This window comes from Ferrimonas marina (assembly GCF_900129905.1).
Classification (GTDB): Bacteria; Pseudomonadota; Gammaproteobacteria; order Enterobacterales; family Shewanellaceae; genus Ferrimonas; species Ferrimonas marina.
In genome coordinates, this window is sequence record NZ_FQXG01000006.1 from 358,560 (window position 1) to 378,091 (window position 19,532).

Consider the following 19,532-nt stretch of genomic DNA (forward strand, 5'->3'; position numbering starts at 1 on the left):
TTCAGTTCTACTTTACGGGTCTGGTACATGCTAAAAAAAATACGTGGTCTGTTTTCTAACGACCTCTCTATCGACTTGGGTACTGCTAACACCCTGATTTATGTAAAAGAGCAGGGGATCGTACTGAATGAGCCCTCCGTGGTGGCGATCCGTCAGGAGCGCGCATCCGGACCGAAGAGTGTGGCCGCAGTGGGCCACGAGGCCAAGCAGATGCTGGGCCGTACCCCGGGCAACATCACCGCTATCCGTCCGATGAAGGACGGGGTGATCGCCGATTTTTACGTCACCGAAAAGATGTTGCAGAGCTTCATCAAGCAGGTGCACAACAGCGGCCTGTTCCGCCCCAGCCCCCGTGTGCTGGTGTGCGTGCCCTGCGGTTCTACCCAGGTTGAGCGTCGTGCCATCAAGGAATCCGCCGCCGGTGCAGGTGCCCGCGAGGTTTACCTGATCGATGAGCCGATGGCCGCCGCCATCGGTGCCGGCCTGCCGGTGTCCGAAGCAACCGGTTCCATGGTGGTCGATATCGGTGGTGGTACCACCGAGGTGGCGATCATCTCCCTGAACGGTGTGGTTTACTCCTCCTCCGTTCGCGTCGGTGGTGACAAGTTTGACGATGCCATCGTCAACTACGTCCGTCGTAACTACGGCAGCCTGATTGGCGAGGCCACCGCCGAGCGCATCAAGCACGAGATTGGCTCCGCCTATCCGGGCGACGAGGTGCGTGAGATGGAAGTCCGCGGCCGCAACCTGGCCGAGGGCGTGCCGCGCAGCTTTACCCTCAACTCCAACGAGATCCTGGAGGCCCTGCAGGAGCCGCTGTCCGGTATCGTTTCTGCCGTGATGACCGCCCTGGAGCAATCTCCGCCGGAACTGGCGTCTGACATCTCCGAGCGTGGCATGGTGCTGACCGGTGGCGGTGCGCTGCTGAAGGATCTGGACCGTCTGCTGCAAGAAGAGACCGGCATCCCGGTGGTCGTGGCCGACGATCCGCTGACCTGCGTTGCCCGCGGTGGCGGTAAGGCGCTGGAGATGATCGACATGCACGGCGGTGACATCTTCTCCGACGAGTAAGGCGCTTAATGAAGCCTTTTTTCCTTCGGGGACTCTCGCCTCAGTACCGCCTCGCCATGGCGGTACTCTTTTCCCTCGGGCTGATTGTGTTCAACAATCAGCTCACGCCGGTGCGCTCCGCTCTGGCCACCCTGGTCAGTCCGATCCAGTACCTCGCCGCCATGCCCAGCATGGTGATCGATGCCCTCTCCAATAACCTTGCCACCCGCAGCATGCTGCTGGAGCAGAACCGCCAGATGCAGCAGGAGCAGCTGTTGATCAGTGAGCGCCTGCAGCGGATGGAGCATCTGGAGCAGGAAAATCAGCGCTTGCGTACCCTGCTGGACTCCCCCGCCAGCGCCGATTCCCGGCGCATGGTGGCGGAGGTGCTGGCGGTGGATCAGGACCCGTTCAAGCACCTGGTGCTGATCGACAAGGGCGCCCTGCATGGCGTTTACCCCGGGCAGCCGGTGCTGGACAACAACGGGGTGGTAGGCCAAGTGGTGGAGGTCAGTCAGACCAACGCCCGGGTGCTGCTGATCTCGGACTTGACCCACGCTATCCCGGTGCGGGTGGCGAGCAGCGACGTGCGGGCGGTGGCCCACGGCAGTGGCCACACCGACGAGCTGGAGCTGCCCCACGTGGCGATGAACACCGATCTGCAGGTGGGCGATCTGCTCAACACCTCCGGATTAGGCGGGCGCTTCCCTGAAGGCTATCCGGTGGCCCGGATCACCGACGTCCAGCGCACCGAAGGGCAGACCTTTGCCCTGGTGACGGCGGAACCCACCGCCAACCTGGATCGAATCCGCTACCTGCTGTTGCTGTGGCCCGGGGAGGACGTATAGCGTGGAAAGTCATTCTGGCCGAGGCATTATCTGGTCGTCGCTGCTGATAGCGACCCTGTTGCAGGTGATGCCCCTGCCGCAACTGCTGCAAGGCTGGCGCCCGGACTGGGTGCTGCTGGTGATGGTCTACTGGGTGTTGACCATGCCGCACCGGTTCAACATCCTCTCCGCCTGTGTGGTGGGGGTGCTGCTGGACATCCTGGTGGGCAGCACATTGGGGGTGCGAGGCCTGGCCTTCTCCATCGTCGCCTACCTGGTGGCGCTGCAGTACCAGAAGCTGCGCCATTTCGCCCTTATCCAACAGATGTTGATCGTCGGCTCGCTGTCGGTGCTGCTGCATCTGGTGGTATTCTGGGCCGAATACCTCAGTAACCCCGGCGTCAGCATCGACTGGGCCTACCTGCAACCGGCCTTAATCTCGCCATTGCTCTGGCCCTGGGTGTTCTGGCTGCTGGGCCGCATTCGTCGCGGTTCCAAGATCCGGTAACCCTATGCACGCACTCTGCCTCGCTTCCAGCTCGCCACGCCGCCAGGCCCTGTTGGCGCAGCTGGGCTACCAGTTTGAGCTGGTGATCCCTGATATCGATGAAACCCCTCGAGCCGGTGAAACACCGGCTCAATTGGTGGTGCGGCTGGCCCAGGAGAAGGCCAGCACCGGGTTGGCCATGCGCCAGAAGCAGGGCCACCAGGGCAACCTGGTGCTGGGCTCTGACACCATCGTGGTGCAAGATGGACGGGTACTGGGTAAGCCGGCCAACCGGGATGAGGCATTGGCGACGCTGCGCGCCCTCTCCGGTCGCGAACACCAGGTGATGACCGCGGTGGCACTAGCGGCAGAGGATGGCTGCGAGCATCGCTTGATCACCACCCAGGTGCAGTTTTGTGCTCTCACCGAGGCACAGATGGCCGCTTATTGGGACAGTGGTGAGCCAGCGGACAAGGCGGGCAGCTATGGTATCCAGGGACTGGGCGGCAATTTTGTCCGCGCCATCCAAGGCAGCTACTCCGCCGTGGTGGGCTTGCCCCTGGTGGAGACCCGAGAACTGATTGAACAGATGCAGGCAAAACAGGCATAATGGGCATACAACAACAAGCCAATGGGGTCAGTGCTGAGCTGCTGATCAACTCCTCCCCTACCGAGACCCGCGTGGCCCTGGTGGAGCACGGCATGCTGCAGGAGGTGCAGATCGAGCGCAGCAAGCGGCTGGGGATCGTTGGCAATATCTATCGCGGCAAGATCACCCGGGTACTGCCGGGGATGCAGGCCGCCTTTGTCGACATCGGCCAGGAGCGCGCCGCGTTTCTGCACGCCTCCGACATCGTGCCCCACACCGAGTGTGTGGACGACGCCGAAGCCAAGAATTTTCGCAGTGAGGATATCGCCTCACTGGTACGCCAGGGCCAGGACATCATGGTCCAGGTGGTCAAGGATCCCCTCGGCACCAAGGGGGCCCGGCTGACTACCGACATCACCCTACCTTCCCGCTACCTGGTGTTCATGCCCGGCAGCGCCCATGTTGGGGTTTCCCAACGGGTGGAGGATCCCGCTGAGCGGGATCGCCTCAAGGACATCGTTGGCCAGTTCGTCGACAGCGACGGCGGCTACATCATCCGCACCGCGGCGGAGAACGCCAGCGAGATCGAGCTGGCCCATGACGCCGCCTTCCTGCGTCGAGTCTGGCGCAAGGTCAGTGAGCGTCGCCGCCGTCCCGGCAAGGCAGTGCAGCTTTTGTACGAGGAGCCGTCGCTGCCGCTGCGCATCGTGCGCGACATGGCCACCCGCACCCTGGACCGGGTACAGACCGACTCGCAGATGGTGTTCGACCAGCTGCGGGAGTTCTCCTCTGAGTTCATGCCCGAGGTCTCCACGGCGCTGGAGCTGTACCGCGGCAAGGCCCCCATCTTCGACCTGTTTGACGTAGAGAACGAGATCCAGCGGGCGCTGCAGCGCAAGGTGGAGCTTAAGTCCGGCGGCTACCTGATCATCGACCAGACCGAGGCGATGACCACCATCGACATCAACACCGGCGCCTTTGTCGGCCATCGCAACCTGGAAGAGACCATCTTTAACACCAACCAGGAGGCGACCCAGGCGATCGCCCGCCAGCTGCGGCTGCGCAACCTGGGCGGGATCATCATCATCGACTTCATCGATATGATCTCCGAGGAGCATAAGCAGCGGGTGCTGCAGTCGCTGGAGCAGGCGCTGTCCCACGATCGGGTTAAGACCAGCATCAGCGGCCTGTCTCAGCTGGGACTGGTGGAGATGACCCGCAAGCGCACCCGGGAGAGCCTGGAGCATGTGTTGTGTGGCGAGTGCCCCGCCTGTCGCGGCACCGGCCAGCTGAAGACCCCGGAAACCGTCTGTTACGAGCTCTATCGGGAGATCATCCGGGTCGACCGGGCTTACGATGTGGACGAGTTCGTCGCCTACGTTGCCCCCTCAGTCCAGGCGATGCTGGAGGGCGATGAGGCCCACAGCCTGGCGGAGCTGGAGGTGTTCCTGGGTAAACGGGTCAAGATCAAGCCGGAGCCGCTCTACAGCCAAGATAAGTTCGACGTGGTGATGATGTGACCCTGCTGCGTTTCGGAAAACGGGTCTGCTGGGGCTGTTGGTACAGTCTAGCGGGCCTGTTGGTGCTCTGTGCCCTGCTGATCAGCCTGGCACGCTCACTGCTGCCGCAGCTGGATGGCGCCCGGGATCACCTGGTGGTCTGGCTGCAGGAGCAGACCGGGATCCAGTTCGAGGTGGCCCAATTGGGTGCCGGCTGGCACGGTGGCGGCCCGCGGCTGCAGCTGAAGCAGCTGGCGCTGCCGCCAGAGCAGGACTTGCCGGTGTCCTTCACCATCCAACGGATGGAACTGCACCTGGATTTCTGGAACAGCGTGTTCAGCCTGACTCCCCAGTTCAACGAGGTCTCTTTCTACGGCGTCACCCTGGATCTCAGCCTGGGCCAGGGCAGTGCTGGCGGTACCAACACCGCTGCGTTGGAGCAGCTCAGGGAGGTCCTGCTGCAACAGCTGGGCCGACTCAATATCGAGGACGTGACCGTCCAGGTGGCGGTCAAAGACCACCAGTTTGCCCCCATCCATCTGACCGAACTGAACTGGCGTAACCGCGGCCATCGCCATCTTGGTGAGGGGCTGATCTCCCTGGATCAGGGCAATGAGGCGCTGATGCTGGCGCTGGAGCTGAACAGCCAGGACAACGGTGAGTTGCAGGGCCGGGCCTACCTGCAGGGGCAGCGCCTGCCCCTGGGCCAGTGGCTGTCCCGCCGACTGGAGCACAACCCTTACGACTACAGCGGTGAGCTGGACCTGGAGGCCTGGCTGAGCCTCGACGGCGATGGTATCCACCTGGCGCAGATCCAGCTCGACAACAGTAACTTCAGTTGGCAGCTCGATGGCGAGCAGCGGATGGCGGTCCAGACCGGCCGGTTCCAGTGGCGTCCCATGGCCGAGGGCGGAGAGCTGCGCAGCCACGGTCTGCAGCTCACCAGCAACGGCCAAGCCTGGCCTGAGAGCCAGCTGGCGCTGCGCCATGGCAATGGTGAGTTGGACCTCTACCTCAGTGAACTGCCGCTGTGGGGGCTGCAGCCGCTGTTGGGCCTGGTGCCGGGGATCGGGGCTGAGCCGCTCAAGGCGCTCACCGCCACGGAGGCCCGCGGCACCCTGGGCCCGCTCAAGCTGCAGCACCGGGACGACCAGTGGCGCTGGCAGTTGCCCTTCGACCAGCTGGGCTGGGACGCCGCCGCCGGTATCCCCGGCGTTGATGCCCTCAGTGGCAGCCTGACCGGCCAGGATGACTGGCTCCGCCTAACGCTGCCAACACAAGCACTGAGCCTGGACTGGCCAGGACAGTTTGAGCAGCCGCTGGCGCTCAATGAACTGGGCCTGACCGCCGAGTGGCTGGGCCATGGTGATGGGCGTCAGCTGAGGATCCCCAGCCTGACCCTGGCGACCCCGGAGTTGACCGCACAGCTGCAGTCGGCTTTGGCCTTTAGCGAGGATGCCGCGCCGCAACTGCAGCTGTACGGCAACCTGGCTATCCAGGATGCCGGTCAGGTGGCCAAGCTCTACCCCCGCAAAGCGATGGGGGAGTCCCTGGCGGATTACCTGGATAAGGCGCTGCAGGCCGGTGAGACCAACAACGCCCAGCTGCTTTGGCATGGCCCGCTGGATCAGTACCCCTATGCCCAGCAGCAGGGGCGCTTCCAGGCCGGTTTCGAGATGACCGGGGTGCACTTCGACTTCCTCGATGAGTGGCCGGCGGTGACCGACGGCCGGCTGCTGGCCCTGTTTGAAAACGATCGCATGGATCTTCGAGTGCGCGAGGCCAAGCTGGCCGATGTGCTGATCGAGGATATCTTTATCGGTATTCCCCATCTCAATCACAGCGCCGCGCTGGAGATCCAGGGCAGCCTGATGGCGGATGAGGACAAGGCCCGTAGCGTGCTGACCGGCACCTTCCTCGAATCCTCGGTGCTGGGCACCCTGGACTCGCTCAAGCTGATGGAGCCGGTGCCGCTGGCGCTGGACATGACCTTCTACCTCGGTCGCAAGGTCACCCATCAACCGGACTCGGTCAAGGGCCGTCTGGTGCTGTGGGAGACCCCGCTCTACATCGCGCCGCTGGATCTGGAGCTGGAGCAGGTGCGCGGTGAGCTGCGCTTCCACAACGCCAAGATCGAAGCGCGCAACGTCCAGACCCGGATCTACAACCAGCCTACCGAGCTGAATCTCCACGCCGACAGGGAAGAGACGGGCTACGGCATCAACATTGACCTCAGCAGCCGCTGGCAGACCTATCGCTTGCCGCCGCTGCTGCAAACCCCGCTGGACCCCTTCCTCAGCGGGGGCGCGCCTCTGGACGCCAAGGTGGCACTGAACCTGGGGGACAACGGCTTTCACTACCGCTTGGAGGTCAACAGTGAGTTGACCGGACTGGAGATCGATCTGCCGGCGCCGCTGGGTAAGGCGCTGGAGCAGCCGCGCCCGACTCAGCTGGCGCTCAGTGGCGATACCGAGGGGGCCGAGGTGTTCTTCCACCTGGGGGACAGCCTGCGCTTTGTCGGCGACATGAGCTACGCCAGTGGCGCCGGCTTTGATCGCTATCACCTGGCGCTGGACCGGGCGGAGCCCACCTTGCCTGAGTACAACACCGGCTTGATCTCGCTGCGCAGTGAGCGCATCGAGATGGACGATTACCAGCCGCTGATAAGCGCCTTTGCCGAGGCCCCACCGCGTCCTGCCCGGGACAAGCGCCCGCTGTACCCCGCCATCGACAAGATCCAGGTAGACAGCGAGGATCTGCGGGTGCTGGGCCAGTCTCTCGGCGCCGGCCGCCTGGTGGCCAGCCCTAACCGGGATGGCTGGGGGCTGCGTATCGATGCCGAGCGGGTCGCCGGCCAGGCCCTGGTGGGGCAGGGCATGGACCAGCTTGGGGTCCAGTTCAATGCGGACTACCTGGTGCTGACTCGGTCAGAACAGAGCGAGCAGACGGAATCGCGAAGCATCGCACCGGCGCTTTGGCTCGACCGGGTGCCGGCACTGGATGTGCACATCGCCAAACTGCGGCTGGACCAGCAGCTGCTGGGCGAGGCTCGCTTTATGGGCTTTCGTGAAGGGCCGCTGTACCGGGTGCAGTCGTTTGAGCTGAGCCAGGACGAACACCGCCTGGCGGGCAGCGGGGTGTGGCAACCGGATGGCGAGCTGACCCAGACCCGGTTCGAGGGGCAACTGACCAGCCCGGACATCGGCGATCTGGCTGAGCACCTGACCCTGGGGCCGGGCATTGAGGATGCCGAACTGGCGGTGGATTACCAGCTCAGTTGGGAAGGTGCTCCCTGGGAGCTCAGCGCCGATCGCCTGGACGGGGCCCTGAGCTACCAGCTCAGCAACGGCCAGCTGTCCAGCGTGTCTGATCGCGGCGCCCGCCTGCTTTCCTTGTTCAGCCTGGAGTCGCTGGTGCGCAAGATCTCGCTGGATTTCTCCGACGTGTTCGCCAGCGGCATGCACTTCAGCGACTTTAGCGGCAACGTGCAGTTCGACGACGGCGTGCTCAGCACCGAAGACAGCGTGATGGACGCCACCGCCGGTACCCTGCGGGTGGCGGGTTGGACTGATCTGAACGACCGCAGCCTCGAATACGAGATTGCCTTCTCCCCGGCGCTGGCCTCCAGCGTCCCGGCGGTGGTCTACCTGAGCACCGGTGCCTGGACCGTGGGTCTGGGCGCCTTTGCCGTTACCAAGCTGCTGGAGCCGGTGATCGAGGTGGTGACCCAGTTGCGTTACCATCTTACCGGGACTCTGGATCAGCCCGAACTGGTGGAGGTCAGCCGGACCAGCCGCGAGGTGCGCATCCCCGAAGAGGCGCAAACCGAGCTGGGCCAGGAGGCGGCCGAGGCCCAGGCCGAGCAGCTGCAGGAAGCACTGATCGAGGCGATCGAAGAGCAGAGCATGGACAAGGAGGCGGCCGATGCAGGTGCACCTGCTGCAGATGAACAGCCAACCGGCATCAGCGCAAAACCTGGCGCTGATCCAACAACAACTGGAGAGGCTCCCCCAGGGCCCTAACCCCAGCCTGGTGGTGCTGCCCGAAGCCTGCCTCGGCTTCGGCGGTGACCGCCCCTGGTCTGAGGGGGCGGAGATCGCGGGGCAGGGGCCGTTGCAATCGGCACTGTCAGCCCTGGCCCGGCAACACCATTGCTACCTGGTGGCAGGCACCCTGCCGCTGCTGGCGGCGGATGGCCGTGCCTACGCCAGTACCCTGGTGTGGAACCATCGCGGTGAGCCGGTGGGCCGCTATGACAAGATCCACCTGTTCGATGCCGAGGTGAAGGATGGCAGCCAGTACCGGGAGAGTCGCCATACCCATCCTGGCCGTCAGCCCGTGGTGATCCCCACCCCCTGGGGGCGACTTGGCTTGGCGGTGTGCTACGATGTCCGCTTTCCCAGGCTGTTCGAGGCCCTGTCCGCCGCCGGAGCCGAGCTGATTGCCCTGCCCAGTGCCTTTACCCATAGAACGGGTCAGGCCCATTGGGAGGTGCTGGTTCGCGCCCGAGCCATCGAGAGCCAGTGCTACCTGCTGGCGGCCAACCAGTGGGGCCAACACCAGGACGGTCGTCAGACCTGGGGACAAAGCATGGTGGTTGACCCCTGGGGGCAGATCCTGGACCAACGACCAGAGGGCACAGGCTGGGTTTCCGCCGAACTCTCTCGCCAATACATTACGCAGGTGCGGGCCGAGATCCCCGCGCTGCAACATCGCCGCCCACTGGGGCCGGCCAACGCGATTAAGACAGAGGACGCATGAGCTTCGATACCGTTACCGCATCACTGCTGGCCCCGGCGCAGCTGGATCCCCAGGCCCTGGAGCGGGCCCTGTCCGAGCTGCACCATCACCGCCTGGACTACGCCGACATCTACCTGCAGTCCAGCCGCCATGAGACCTGGGTGCTGGAGGACGGCATTGTCAAAGAGGGCAGCTTTAACATCGAGCAGGGTCTGGGTGTTCGCGCCGTGCATGGCGAGAAGACCGGCTTTGCCTACGCCGACGAGATCAGCGCCCTGGCGTTGAAGCAGTCCGCGGAGGCGGCCCGAGGCATTGCCGCTGTCGGTGGTGATGGCCGGGTAAAGGCGCTGTCCCGCACCCAGGCCCCCAGTCGCTACCAGCCGGTGGATCCCATCAATGCCATGGCGGCGGACGCCAAGATCGGCCTGCTCAAGCAGATGGATGCCTACACCCGTGAGCTGGATCCCCGGGTGACCCAGGTGATTGCCAGCCTCAGCGGCGTCTACGAACAGGTGCTGGTAGCCGCTTCCGACGGCACCCTGGCGGCGGACATTCGCCCACTGGTGCGCCTCAACTGCTCGGTGATCATGACCGAGGGCGAGCGCCGGGAGCGCGGGTCTGCCGGGATGGGCGGGCGCTATGGCTACGACTGCCTGCTGGAGCTGGACAGCGAGGGCAAGCTCAAGGCCTTTGAGTTGTGCCGCGAGGCGGTGCGCCAGGGCCAGGTCAACCTCGAAGCGGAAGAGGCCCCGGCTGGCGAGATGCCGGTGGTGCTGGGCGCGGGTTGGCCCGGCGTGCTGCTGCACGAAGCGGTAGGCCACGGTCTGGAGGGAGACTTCAACCGCAAGGGTTCCAGCCTGTTCTCCGGTCGCATCGGCGAGAAGGTGGCCTCAGAGCACTGCACCATCGTTGACGATGGCACCCTGTCGGATCGACGTGGCAGCCTCAGCGTCGACGATGAGGGCACCCCGGGCCAGTACAATGTGCTGATCGAAAATGGCATCCTCAAGGGCTACATGCAGGACAAGCTGAACGCCCGACTGATGGGCGTGGCCCCCACCGGTAACGGCCGGCGTGAATCCTACGCCCACCTGCCGATGCCGCGGATGACCAACACCTACATGCTGGCCGGCCAGCACAGCCCGGAGGAGATCATCGCCTCGGTGGATAAGGGGATCTACGCTCCCAACTTCGGCGGTGGCCAGGTGGACATCACCTCCGGTAAATTCGTGTTCTCCGCCTCCGAGGCCTACCTGATCGAGAACGGCAAGCTGACCAAACCCATCAAGGGCGCCACCCTGATCGGCAATGGCCCGGAGGCGATGAAGACCGTCTCCATGGTGGGCAACGATCTGGCGTTGGACAAAGGCGTAGGCGTCTGCGGCAAGGAGGGGCAGAGCGTCCCGGTGGGGGTGGGTCAGCCCAGCCTCAAGCTGGACCGCCTGACCGTCGGCGGCACCCAGTAGCGTGCAGCGCAGTAACATCAGCGGACCCAAGGGGTCCGCTTTTTTGTGCCTGCTTTTTAACCGGTTGAGGGCGTATCATTAGGCTAAGGTTCAGAAAAGGAATGATAACCTGATAGAGTTTTTACTCTATTTTGGGGCCATTAAAAGGAAAAGGTTATGAGACGAGCGTGGTTGCTGTTGGCCCTGTTCAGCACCGGGTTGGCGGCAGAGCCGGTGTCACTGGCGCAAGCCTGGCAAACCCTGGACAGCCAGGGCTCATTGCTACTGGCGGAGCGCCAGGCCAGTGAGCGGGCGCTGGCGGCCCGGGAGGCGGCCAATGCCGCGGCCCACCCCAACCTGTCACTGGGCTCCAGTTACATCTACCAGGAGAAGCCCTGGTCACTGGATGCCGCCAGCCTGGCACCGGATCTGATCCCCCCCGGGCTGTTGCCGCCCATCGACATCACCGAGCGGGCGATCTACCGCACCTCGCTGACCGGCAGCTGGCCCATCTACGCCGGCGGTCGGATCCAGGCGGCGCAGCAGGTCAAGCAGGCGGAGTACGAGGCCCAGTTGCAGCAGCTGGAGATCCGCCGCCGTGAGCAGTTCAACCTGCTGGTGGAGCGCTACTACGGCGTGTTGCTGGCACAGCGAAACGCCGATCTGCGGGGTCAGCAGGTGACCGCCCGCGAGACCCACTATCGTCACGCCCAGTTGCTGGCGGAGCAGGGCCAGATCGCCGAGGTGGAGCGATTGAACGCCCAGGTGGCGCTGGATAGGGCCCGGGTGGCGGCACGTGCCGCCGACAACCAGGCCAGCATCGCTGCCAAGGGGCTGGACAGCCTGCTGCAGCAAAACGCGTTGGAGCCGGTGCCCTATCGCGCCGCCGCTTTGGAGGTGCCGCCGCTGTCGCCGTTGCGGGAGCAGATGCTGGCGGGCCATCCGGCACTGGCCTTGTTCGATGCCAAGCAACGTCAGGCGCAGCAAAGTGCCAAGGGTGAGAAGGGCCGCTACCTGCCCACCATGGGACTGTTCGGTAGCTACACCCTGGCGGAGGACGACAGCCTGCTGTCGGAGATCGAGCCGGAGTGGTTTGTCGGGGTGCGGGTCACCGTCCCCATCTTTACCAACGACGGCCGCAGTGGCCGGCTCAAGGCGGCACGTAGCGCTGAGCTGGAGGCCCGTCACCGCCGTAACCAGGCACAGCAGGACCTATTGCTGTTGCTGGAGGCTCAGCACCAGGCACTGGAGCAGGCGGCGTTCGAGTACCAGACCTACGACAGCACCATCGCCCTGGCGGAGGAGAACCGGCGCCTGCGCCAGGTGGCCTTTCAGCAGGGCCTGGCCACCTCGGTGGAGCTGGTGGATGCGGATCAGAGCCTGGTGGCAGCCCAGTTGGGACAGGCCCAGGCGCAGTACCAATACCTGCGGGCCCTGGCCCAGGTGATGACCCTGGGGGGGGAGATGGAGCGGATGTTTGCGTGGTTGAAGCGGGAGTCAGCACAATGAAGAACCTCAAAGGGGTGTTGGCCCTGGTCGCCGTGGTGGTGCTGATAAGCACCAGCTTTTACGCCATGCAGCGGGCCTTTCAGCCACAGCCGCAATGGCTACAGGGACAGATCGAGGCCCGGCAGTACCAGATCTCCTCCAAGGTGGCGGGGCGGCTGGAGCAGCTGCACGTGCGCCGGGGTGATCAGGTCAGCGCCGGTGAGCTGCTTTACCGTATCGACAGTCCGGAGCTGGAGGCCCGCTTCAACCAGGCCCAGGCCGGGGTTAGCGCCGCCGACGCGATGCGGGAGGAGGCAGACGCCGGTGCCCGCAAGCAGCAGATCCAGGCGGCCTATGACGACTGGCAGCGGGCCCAGGCGGCGCAAGACCTGGCCGAAGCCACCTACGAGCGGATCCAGGCGTTGTTTGATGAGGGGGTGATGTCCCGGCAAAAGCGCGACGAGGCCTATGCCCAGTTCCAGGCGGCCCAGCATCAGAGCAGCGCCGCCAATGCCCTCTACGAGATGGCCCAGGAGGGGGCGCGCAGCGAGACCCGACAGGCCGCCCAGGGCCAGGCGGATGCGGCCAAGGCGCAGCTGGCGGAGGTGAAGGCGGTGCTGGAGGATATGCAGATCCGCGCCCCCCGCAGCGGCGAGATCAGCCAGGTGCTGCTGCACCAGGGCGAGCTGGTGCCCCAGGGCTTCCCGGTGATGACCCTGATTGATATGGAGGACGCCTGGGCCCTGTTCCAGGTGCGGGAGGATCGGCTGGCGGGGCTGGAGGAGGGCAAGACCCTGTCGCTCTACCTGCCGGCACTGGATCAGAGCCACGACTTCACCGTTGCCTACCGGGCGGTGCAGGGCGAGTTTGCCACCTGGCGGGCTACTGAGAGCGGCAAGGATTACGATCTGCGCACCTTCGAGGTGGAACTGCGCCCCACTGCACCCATCGCCGGACTGCGGGCCGGCATGACGGTGTTGTTCGAGGCACCCTGAGTTGGCCTGGCTACGACGGGACCCCTGGCAAGCCTTTATCCTGCTGTTGGCAGCCCCGCTGACGGTGGCGCTGCTGTACAGCATCTTCTCGGTGCGGACCCCCACGGCACTGCCGGTGGCCTGGCTGGACGAGGATCATAGCGTGCTGTCCCGTCAGCTCGGTCGCCAGCTGGAGGCCAGCCCCGCCATCCGGCTGCAGGGCGTGGCCGACAACAACGAGGCCAAGGCCGCGCTGGCTCAGGGCCAGGTGTATGCGGTGGTGCGGATCCCACCGGGCTTTACCGCGGCGGTGCAACGGCAGCAACCCACCCAGCTGGATGTGCGCTACAACGGCCAGTACCTGCTGCTGGCCCGCCGGCTGGCCACCCCACTGCAACAGGCGATGGGCAGTGCGCTGCAGCAGCAGGGCGGTCTCGCACTGGCGGCGGCCGGGGTCCCCGCGGTGGCGGTGGCGGCCCAGATTAGCCCGGTGCAGTTGCAGCTGACGGCGCTGAATAACCGGGCGATGGATTACGCGGACTTTTTGATCCCGGCCCTGGCCCTGGCGGTGTGGCAGGTGGTGCTGCTGTTTGCGGTGCTGAACCTGTGTCAGCGCCCGCCCTGGCCGGCTAAACGCGCCTTGGTTGGCGTGCTGGCGTGGCTCTGGTTAATGGGCGGACTGGGCCTCTGGGCCATGCGCGACCTGTTGCTGCTGCCGGAGGGGGCACCGCTGTGGCCGTTGTGGCTGGGACTGCTGCCGCTGATGGTGCCCATCGCCACCCTGGCGCTGCTGCTGGTGCGCAGTGGCCGGGAAGCGGTGCAGCTGGTCAGCACCGGCGCGGCGTTTCTCACCCCGGCGATGACCTACATGGGGGTAACCATGCCCACCGCCGACATGCCGGTGGCCGCCCAGTGGTGGGCGGGGCTGATCCCCAGCAGCCACTACCTGCCGCTGTTGCAAAGCTTTCGCGGGGTAGGGGAGGCGGACTGGCTCAGTCTGTGGCCCTTGCTGCTGCCAATGCCATTGATGCTGTGGCTCTGGAGTAAGTTATGACGGTGTCCTGGCGTGCGCTGTGGCGCGAGCAGGCCCAGGCTCTGCTCAAGGACACCCCGGTACTGCTGACTTTTGTGGCCGGCTTGCTGCTGTACGTGGTGCTCTATCCGCTGCCTTACCTGCACCAGGTGGCCACCGAGCAGCCGGTGATCCTGCTGGATCATGACCAAAGTGACGCCAGTCGGCGCCTGGTGCGGGCACTGCAGGCGACGCCGGGGATCCGCATCGACGCCACCGCCACCGAGCTGCCCCAGGCACTGCGCCAGGTGCGCGCCGGCGAGCGCAAGGGCTTGGTGTTGATCCCCGCCGACTTTGGCTGGGATCTGCGTCGTGGCGGCAGCGCCACCGTGGTGGTGGCCGCCGATGGTAACTACTTCCTGGCCTACGGCGCCATCGCCGAGAGCGTGGTGCGTGCAGGCATGGTACTGGGGGGCGAGGTTCGTCTGGCTCGCCAGGTGCTGCTGGGGGATGGGCAGGCCCTGCTCAAGGCCGAGCGCGGTGGCGTGGGGCTCAACCTGGTGCCCGCCAGTAACCTCAAGATGGGCTACCTGGATTACGTGTTGCCCGGGCTGTTTGTATTGATCCTGCATCAGCTGATGCTGATCTGTGTCGGGATCAGCACGGTGCGGCAACGACGCACGCCCGGGCTGTGGCAGCAGGCCAGGCTGTGGCAGCTGCTGACGGTGCAGGCCAGTTTGATGATCCCCCCCTTTGTGCTGGCGGGATGCTGGTACCTTGGGCCGGCGCTGCGGGGCTATGGCGTAACCTTGTTAGGGAGTGCCGGAGAGACCGCGCTGCTGCTGCTGCCCTTCTTCCTGGCCACCTTTGCCCTAGGGACGGTACTGGGTCACCTGTTTCTGCACCGCGACAGCCTCAGCCAGGCGTTGGTGCTCAGCTCCATGCCGCTGCTGTTCAGTGCCGGCTTTGTCTGGCCGGTGGAGTCACTGCCCCTGGCCTGGACCGCGCTATGGGGCCTGGTGCCCTCGCAGCCGATGATCCAGGGCATGTTGCAGCTTAACCAGATGGGCGCGCCGATGGCGGCGCTGCAGCCGTTGTGGGGAATTTTGTGGGCCCTGGTGTTGGGCTGGGGTGGGTTGGCCGCGCTGCTGTGGCAGCGCAGCCTGAGGCTCAATCGGCCAGTTGGGCGCGAAGCAGCTTGAACAGCTCGCGGCTGGACTTGGGCGGCTTCTGCTGCGACTGCTCCTTCTTGGCAGCGCGGATCAGCTGACGCAGGCGCTGCATCTCGTCCGCCAGGGCGGGGTGCTCGGCCAGTACCGCCTGCAGGGTGTCGTTGTCGCCCTGCACCAGCTGATCACGCAGCTGCTCCAGCTTGTGGAACTTGGCATTGGCGGCACTGTGACTGTTACGCAGCACATTCAGCGCCGCTTCAATCGGCTCAGGATCCCGGCTGCGCATCAGCTTGCCGATAAACTGCACCTGGCGGCGGTAGGCCTCGTTCTTGTTGCGGATCCGATGGGCCAGCGCCAGGGCATCGTGCAGATCCTCGTCCAGCGGGATCTTGGCCAGCTCTGTCGGATTCAGCTTGAGCAGCTCCAGTCCCAGGGTCTGCAACGCTTCGGCTTCCCGCTTCAGCTGCGTTTTACTGATGAAATCGTCATCAAAGTCGTCATGTTCGGCCATCGCGGCTCTCCGGCGTGCAAAAACCCTCATTTTACCAATCTTGCAAGGCGCTGCCACCGGCGGGCGTGCTTTGTTATCCTAACGACTCATGCATTATGGGAGCACAACGGTCAGATGAGTGAGCGATTAGAGCAGCAGCGTGGCGAGCTGGAACAGGCGGTCAGCCGCGCCCTGGAGGAAGCCGCCCGGTTAGGGCTGGACAGCGCCGAGGTGGCGATCCAGAAGCAGCAGGGCCTCTCAGTGGCCACCCGCAATGGTGAGGTGGAGACGGTGGAGTTCAACAAGGACGGTGCCATGGGGATCTCCGTCTACCGCGACGGTGCCAAGGGTAACGCCTCCACCTCGGATCTGTCGCCCCAGGCGATCGCCGCCACGGTGCAGGCGGCCGCCACCATCGCCAGCCAGACCACCGCCGATCCCCACAACGGCCTGGCGGAGCCGGCACTGATGGCCTCCGAGCTGCCGGAGCTGGATCTCTACCATCCTGAGTCGATCGATCCCCAGCAAGGGGTCGAACTGGCGGCCCGGGCCGAACGGGCGGCACTGGCGGTAGACAAACGCATCGTTAACTCCGACGGTGGCAGCTTCAATAGCCACGAGAGCCTCAAGGTCTATGGCAACAGCCATGGCTTTATCGGCAGCTACGCCTCCTCCCGCCATAGCCTGTCGGCGGTGGTAATCGGCCAGGATGAGCACGGCATGGAGCGCGACTACGACTACGGCGTGGCCCGTCGCTTTGCTGATCTGCCCAGCCCGGAAGCGATCGGTGAGAAGGCCGGTCGTGATACCGCCGCTCGCCTGGGCGCGCGCAAGATCGACACCTGCACCGTGCCGGTACTGTTCAACGCCACCCAGTCGGTGGGATTGATCGGCCACCTGATCGGCGCCATCAGTGGTGCCAGCCTGTACCGCAATGCCAGCTTCCTCAAGGATCATCTGGGTCAGGCGATCTTCCCGGAGTGGCTGACCCTGGAGGAGCGCCCGCACCTCAAGGGTGGCTTGGCTTCCGCGCCTTTCGACGGCGAGGGTGTCGCTACCCAGGATCGCACCCTGGTGGAGAACGGGGTGCTGCAAAGCTACCTGCTGACCGCCTACTCCGCCCGCCGCCTGGGCATGGCCAACACCGGCCACGCCGGCGGCATCTACAACTGGCAGCTGGCGCGCAACGGTGGCGATCTTGCTGCCATGCTGAAGCAACTCGACACCGGTTTGTTCGTCACCGAGCTGATGGGCCAGGGGGTCAATGGCGTCACCGGCGATTACTCCCGCGGCGCGGCGGGCTTCTGGGTTGAGAAGGGCGAGATCCAGTTCCCGGTGCATGAGATCACCATCGCCGGCAACCTCAAGTCGATGTACCGCAACATGGTGGCGATGGGCTCCGACGTGGATCCCCGCCACTCGCTGGCAGCGGGCCCTATCCTGCTGGAATCGATGAAGGTGGCAGGTAACTGAGTTACCCCGCTCTCAGCAGCCCGGCATCGGCAGATGCCGGGCTTTTTTGTGCCTTGAGCTGAGGCTTAAGCCCGGTTGTTGGGCAACAATCTGGTGGATATCCACGATGCCAAGTACACTTGCCGCCTCGCTACTGTTCAAAGGCCCTGCTCCATGCTCAACAACGATCTGCTGCGCCAACTGCGCTATGCCCTCAAGATGAACAACCCCGACGTGATCGAGGTGTTCACCCTGATGAACTACCCCATCAGCAAGGAGGAGCTGGATCCTTTGCTGAAGAAGGAGGAGGAAGCGGGTTTTATCCCCTGTCGGGATCGGACCCTGGCGGCCTTTCTTGATGGCCTGATCATCAAGCACCGCGGCGTGCAGGAGGGGCGGGAGCCTCAGCTGCTGCCGGCCAAGTCACGCCTGAGCAACAACGACATCCTGCGCAAGCTGCGCATCGCCCTGACCCTGAAGGACGAGGACATCATTGCCATCCTGGCACTGTCCAACTTCCGCATCTCCAAATCCGAGCTGTCGGCGCTGTTCCGCAAGCCGGACCATCGCAACTACCAGCCCTGTGGCGATCAGCTGCTGCGTAACTTTGTCCGCGGCCTGGGTATCCGCAACCGGGCGGACTGAGTGACCATCGGGTAAAGCTGCGGGGCCATGGCTATGCTTGCTCTAACCGAGGGAGGCTGCCATGGCATCACTGTCGCCCGTTGGACTGGGCTATCTCACCGCGCTGCTGCCGCTGGCGACCACCCATCTCTGCTATGGCCTGAGTCGCTGGCAGGGCCATGTTCCCCCCTGTAACCCCTACTGGCGCGATTGTGTCAGCATCAGTGCCACCGGTCGCGAAGGGGTGGCCTACTTCCTGTTCAAGGGGGGGATCCTCCCCACCTGCGTGCTGCTGGCCCTGTTCTGGGCCCTGAGCCTGGCCTGGGTACGGCAGCTGGGCGAACCCCGTCGTGCTGCCTGGTTGGGTGTTGCCCTGCTGGGCTCGCTGGCATTGGCCGCGTATGCCCTAGCACTGGGCCACAACACCGGTTACCTGCCGGTCATTCGCCGGGTCGGGGTGGCCCTGTTTATCTTTTGCACCTTTTCCTTGCAGGTGATCATTGCCGATGCGCTCTATCGTCTGCCAAGCTGGCACAAGATGGGTCTACGCCTGTTGTGGTTCAGCGTGCTTATCCTGGCGATCGCCCTGTCGACGCTGGCACTGGATCTCTGGCTTGGGCTCGGTTATCAACGATTGGAGAACGCCTTTGAGTGGTGGCTGTTCCTGCTGCTGAACCTGCATCTGCTGACCATGGCGGACTGCTGGCGGCGGGGCGGGCTGCAACTTGGGGTAAGGATCAAGGAGGAGTGATGAATCGATTGGTACTGCTGTTCAGCCACCTGGCCGCGCTGCTGCTGGGGGTGGCTTTGGGGATCTACTTCCTGCCGATCTGGACCGCCGAGGCGCCTCCGCCGGCCACACAACTCAGTGAGCTGGCCCAGCAGGCCCAATATCAAGGTGAATTCAGCCGCGAGCGCCAGGACAGTGATGCCCTGCATTGGGGCGAAGGGGTATTGTCGATCCGCGATGGGGTGGTGGGATTCCAGGGCCAGTTGGCACCGGGACCGGCCTATCGTCTGTACCTGTCGCCCAACTTCATCGAGACCGAATCTGCCTTTCTGGCCCAGCGCGAACAGATGGTGGCCGTTGGAGAGATCCGCTCCTTCGAGGGCTTTATGCTGACCCTGCCCGATGGGGTGGACCCTGCCGCTTACACCACGGCAGTGATCTGGTGCGAGGCCTTCGACCAGTTCATCAGCTCCGCTTCATACCAGTCCGGTCCGGGTTAGTCGATTTGGTCTATGCTCCGGGGTTGCGCAAGCCAACGGAGAGACAACCATGACATCCCTATATGAGCGCCTGGGAGGCAGCGACGGGATCACCCGTATCGCCTCGGACTTGGTGGATATCCATCTGAATAACCCCAGAATCTCATCCCGCTACGTGGATTCTGACGTGGCTGCCCTGAAACACGGTGCCGCCACCTTCTTCATTGCCGGCACCGGTGGACCGGCGGTGTACGGCGGTAAGGACATGCGCACCACCCACCGTGGCATGAACATCGACGCGGAGGAGTTTATGGCGGTGCTGGACGATGCCCTGCAGGCCTTGCAGAAGAACGAGGTCGGCCAGCGCGAGCAGGAGGAGGTGCTGTTCGTGCTCTACAGCATGCGTGGCGAGATCATGCGGTTGTAGGCTTGCTAGGAGCTAGGAGCTAGGAGCTAGGAGCTAGGAGCTAGGAG

Annotated in this window: 18 protein-coding genes; 17 read left to right on the plus strand and 1 reads right to left on the minus strand. The window is 64.5% G+C overall.

The window, feature by feature from the left end; all coding sequences use genetic code 11:
* Positions 1-27 precede the first annotated feature (27 nt).
* From BUC04_RS16210 to BUC04_RS16265, 12 genes are all read left to right on the plus strand, one after another.
* Positions 28-1,071: a rod shape-determining protein gene (locus BUC04_RS16210; protein ID WP_067662723.1), complete on the plus strand. Its 1,044-nt coding sequence runs from the start codon at positions 28-30 to the stop codon at positions 1,069-1,071.
* Between the two features lie 8 nt (positions 1,072-1,079).
* The gene (gene mreC, locus BUC04_RS16215; protein ID WP_067662725.1) at positions 1,080-1,898 is read left to right on the plus strand and encodes a rod shape-determining protein MreC; all 819 of its coding nucleotides are present in this window, start codon (positions 1,080-1,082) and stop codon (positions 1,896-1,898) included.
* A gap of 1 nt (position 1,899) precedes the next feature.
* Positions 1,900-2,385, plus strand: coding sequence for a rod shape-determining protein MreD (gene mreD, locus BUC04_RS16220; RefSeq protein WP_143165763.1), 486 nt, complete (start codon positions 1,900-1,902; stop codon positions 2,383-2,385).
* 4 nt (positions 2,386-2,389) lie between these two features.
* A complete protein-coding gene (locus BUC04_RS16225; protein ID WP_067662731.1) occupies positions 2,390-2,974 on the plus strand; it encodes a Maf family protein in 585 nt (194 codons plus the stop codon).
* Positions 2,974-4,473 carry a ribonuclease G gene (rng, locus tag BUC04_RS16230; protein ID WP_067662734.1) on the plus strand — a complete coding sequence of 500 codons (1,500 nt, stop codon included), beginning with the start codon at positions 2,974-2,976 and terminating at the stop codon, positions 4,471-4,473. The genes BUC04_RS16225 and rng overlap by 1 nt, the downstream gene beginning before the upstream one ends.
* The gene (locus BUC04_RS16235) at positions 4,470-8,474 is read left to right on the plus strand and encodes a YhdP family protein (protein ID WP_067662737.1); all 4,005 of its coding nucleotides are present in this window, start codon (positions 4,470-4,472) and stop codon (positions 8,472-8,474) included. The genes rng and BUC04_RS16235 overlap by 4 nt, the downstream gene beginning before the upstream one ends.
* The gene (locus BUC04_RS16240; protein WP_067662740.1) at positions 8,377-9,213 is read left to right on the plus strand and encodes a carbon-nitrogen hydrolase family protein; all 837 of its coding nucleotides are present in this window, start codon (positions 8,377-8,379) and stop codon (positions 9,211-9,213) included. Before BUC04_RS16235 ends, BUC04_RS16240 begins: the two co-directional genes overlap by 98 nt.
* Complete coding sequence (gene tldD / locus BUC04_RS16245) at positions 9,210-10,658, plus strand: metalloprotease TldD (protein WP_067662743.1); 1,449 nt, start codon at positions 9,210-9,212, stop codon at positions 10,656-10,658. The genes BUC04_RS16240 and tldD overlap by 4 nt, the downstream gene beginning before the upstream one ends.
* Positions 10,659-10,814: 156 nt before the next feature.
* Positions 10,815-12,146: a TolC family protein gene (locus BUC04_RS16250; RefSeq protein ID WP_073325998.1), complete on the plus strand. Its 1,332-nt coding sequence runs from the start codon at positions 10,815-10,817 to the stop codon at positions 12,144-12,146.
* Positions 12,143-13,120 (plus strand): HlyD family secretion protein, encoded by a 978-nt coding sequence (locus BUC04_RS16255; RefSeq protein ID WP_067662749.1) that lies wholly within the window; start codon positions 12,143-12,145, stop codon positions 13,118-13,120. Before BUC04_RS16250 ends, BUC04_RS16255 begins: the two co-directional genes overlap by 4 nt.
* Before the next feature lies 1 nt (position 13,121).
* Positions 13,122-14,153 (plus strand): ABC transporter permease, encoded by a 1,032-nt coding sequence (locus BUC04_RS16260; protein WP_067662752.1) that lies wholly within the window; start codon positions 13,122-13,124, stop codon positions 14,151-14,153.
* Positions 14,150-15,313, plus strand: a complete 1,164-nt coding sequence (locus tag BUC04_RS16265; RefSeq protein WP_067662755.1) for an ABC transporter permease — start codon at positions 14,150-14,152, stop codon at positions 15,311-15,313. Before BUC04_RS16260 ends, BUC04_RS16265 begins: the two co-directional genes overlap by 4 nt.
* Here BUC04_RS16265 and yjgA read toward each other — a convergent pair.
* Positions 15,282-15,794 carry a ribosome biogenesis factor YjgA gene (gene yjgA / locus BUC04_RS16270; protein WP_067662758.1) on the minus strand — a complete coding sequence of 171 codons (513 nt, stop codon included), beginning with the start codon at positions 15,792-15,794 and terminating at the stop codon, positions 15,282-15,284. The two genes, BUC04_RS16265 and yjgA, sit on opposite strands and share 32 nt — an antisense overlap.
* A 114-nt stretch (positions 15,795-15,908) precedes the next feature.
* On the opposite strand from yjgA, the gene pmbA reads away from it, so the two are divergent.
* From pmbA to BUC04_RS16295, 5 genes are all read left to right on the plus strand, one after another.
* Complete coding sequence (gene pmbA, locus BUC04_RS16275; RefSeq protein WP_067662761.1) at positions 15,909-17,246, plus strand: metalloprotease PmbA; 1,338 nt, start codon at positions 15,909-15,911, stop codon at positions 17,244-17,246.
* Between the two features lie 153 nt (positions 17,247-17,399).
* A complete protein-coding gene (locus BUC04_RS16280) occupies positions 17,400-17,870 on the plus strand; it encodes a YehS family protein (RefSeq protein ID WP_067662764.1) in 471 nt (156 codons plus the stop codon).
* A 61-nt stretch (positions 17,871-17,931) separates the two neighbouring features.
* Positions 17,932-18,600, plus strand: coding sequence for a hypothetical protein (locus BUC04_RS16285; RefSeq protein ID WP_067662767.1), 669 nt, complete (start codon positions 17,932-17,934; stop codon positions 18,598-18,600).
* The gene (locus BUC04_RS16290) at positions 18,600-19,079 is read left to right on the plus strand and encodes a DM13 domain-containing protein (protein ID WP_067662769.1); all 480 of its coding nucleotides are present in this window, start codon (positions 18,600-18,602) and stop codon (positions 19,077-19,079) included. Before BUC04_RS16285 ends, BUC04_RS16290 begins: the two co-directional genes overlap by 1 nt.
* 49 nt (positions 19,080-19,128) lie before the next feature.
* Positions 19,129-19,485: a group I truncated hemoglobin gene (locus BUC04_RS16295; RefSeq protein WP_067662772.1), complete on the plus strand. Its 357-nt coding sequence runs from the start codon at positions 19,129-19,131 to the stop codon at positions 19,483-19,485.
* Positions 19,486-19,532: the final 47 nt, after the last annotated feature.

Bases quoted from the DNA above. Each gene is read 5' to 3' on its own strand.
- rng (WP_067662734.1), top strand. From the start codon at position 2,974: ATGGGCATACAACAACAAGCCAATGGGGTCAGTGCTGAGCTGCTGATC.
- BUC04_RS16265 (WP_067662755.1), top strand. From the start codon at position 14,150: ATGACGGTGTCCTGGCGTGCGCTGTGGCGCGAGCAGGCCCAGGCTCTG.
- BUC04_RS16290 (WP_067662769.1), top strand. From the start codon at position 18,600: ATGAATCGATTGGTACTGCTGTTCAGCCACCTGGCCGCGCTGCTGCTG.
- BUC04_RS16240 (WP_067662740.1), top strand. From the start codon at position 8,377: ATGCAGGTGCACCTGCTGCAGATGAACAGCCAACCGGCATCAGCGCAA.
- BUC04_RS16280 (WP_067662764.1), top strand. From the start codon at position 17,400: ATGCTCAACAACGATCTGCTGCGCCAACTGCGCTATGCCCTCAAGATG.
- BUC04_RS16250 (WP_073325998.1), top strand. From the start codon at position 10,815: ATGAGACGAGCGTGGTTGCTGTTGGCCCTGTTCAGCACCGGGTTGGCG.
- tldD (WP_067662743.1), top strand. From the start codon at position 9,210: ATGAGCTTCGATACCGTTACCGCATCACTGCTGGCCCCGGCGCAGCTG.
- BUC04_RS16210 (WP_067662723.1), top strand. From the start codon at position 28: ATGCTAAAAAAAATACGTGGTCTGTTTTCTAACGACCTCTCTATCGAC.
- BUC04_RS16225 (WP_067662731.1), top strand. From the start codon at position 2,390: ATGCACGCACTCTGCCTCGCTTCCAGCTCGCCACGCCGCCAGGCCCTG.
- yjgA (WP_067662758.1), bottom strand. From the start codon at position 15,794: ATGGCCGAACATGACGACTTTGATGACGATTTCATCAGTAAAACGCAG.
- BUC04_RS16255 (WP_067662749.1), top strand. From the start codon at position 12,143: ATGAAGAACCTCAAAGGGGTGTTGGCCCTGGTCGCCGTGGTGGTGCTG.
- mreC (WP_067662725.1), top strand. From the start codon at position 1,080: ATGAAGCCTTTTTTCCTTCGGGGACTCTCGCCTCAGTACCGCCTCGCC.
- pmbA (WP_067662761.1), top strand. From the start codon at position 15,909: ATGAGTGAGCGATTAGAGCAGCAGCGTGGCGAGCTGGAACAGGCGGTC.
- BUC04_RS16285 (WP_067662767.1), top strand. From the start codon at position 17,932: ATGGCATCACTGTCGCCCGTTGGACTGGGCTATCTCACCGCGCTGCTG.
- BUC04_RS16295 (WP_067662772.1), top strand. From the start codon at position 19,129: ATGACATCCCTATATGAGCGCCTGGGAGGCAGCGACGGGATCACCCGT.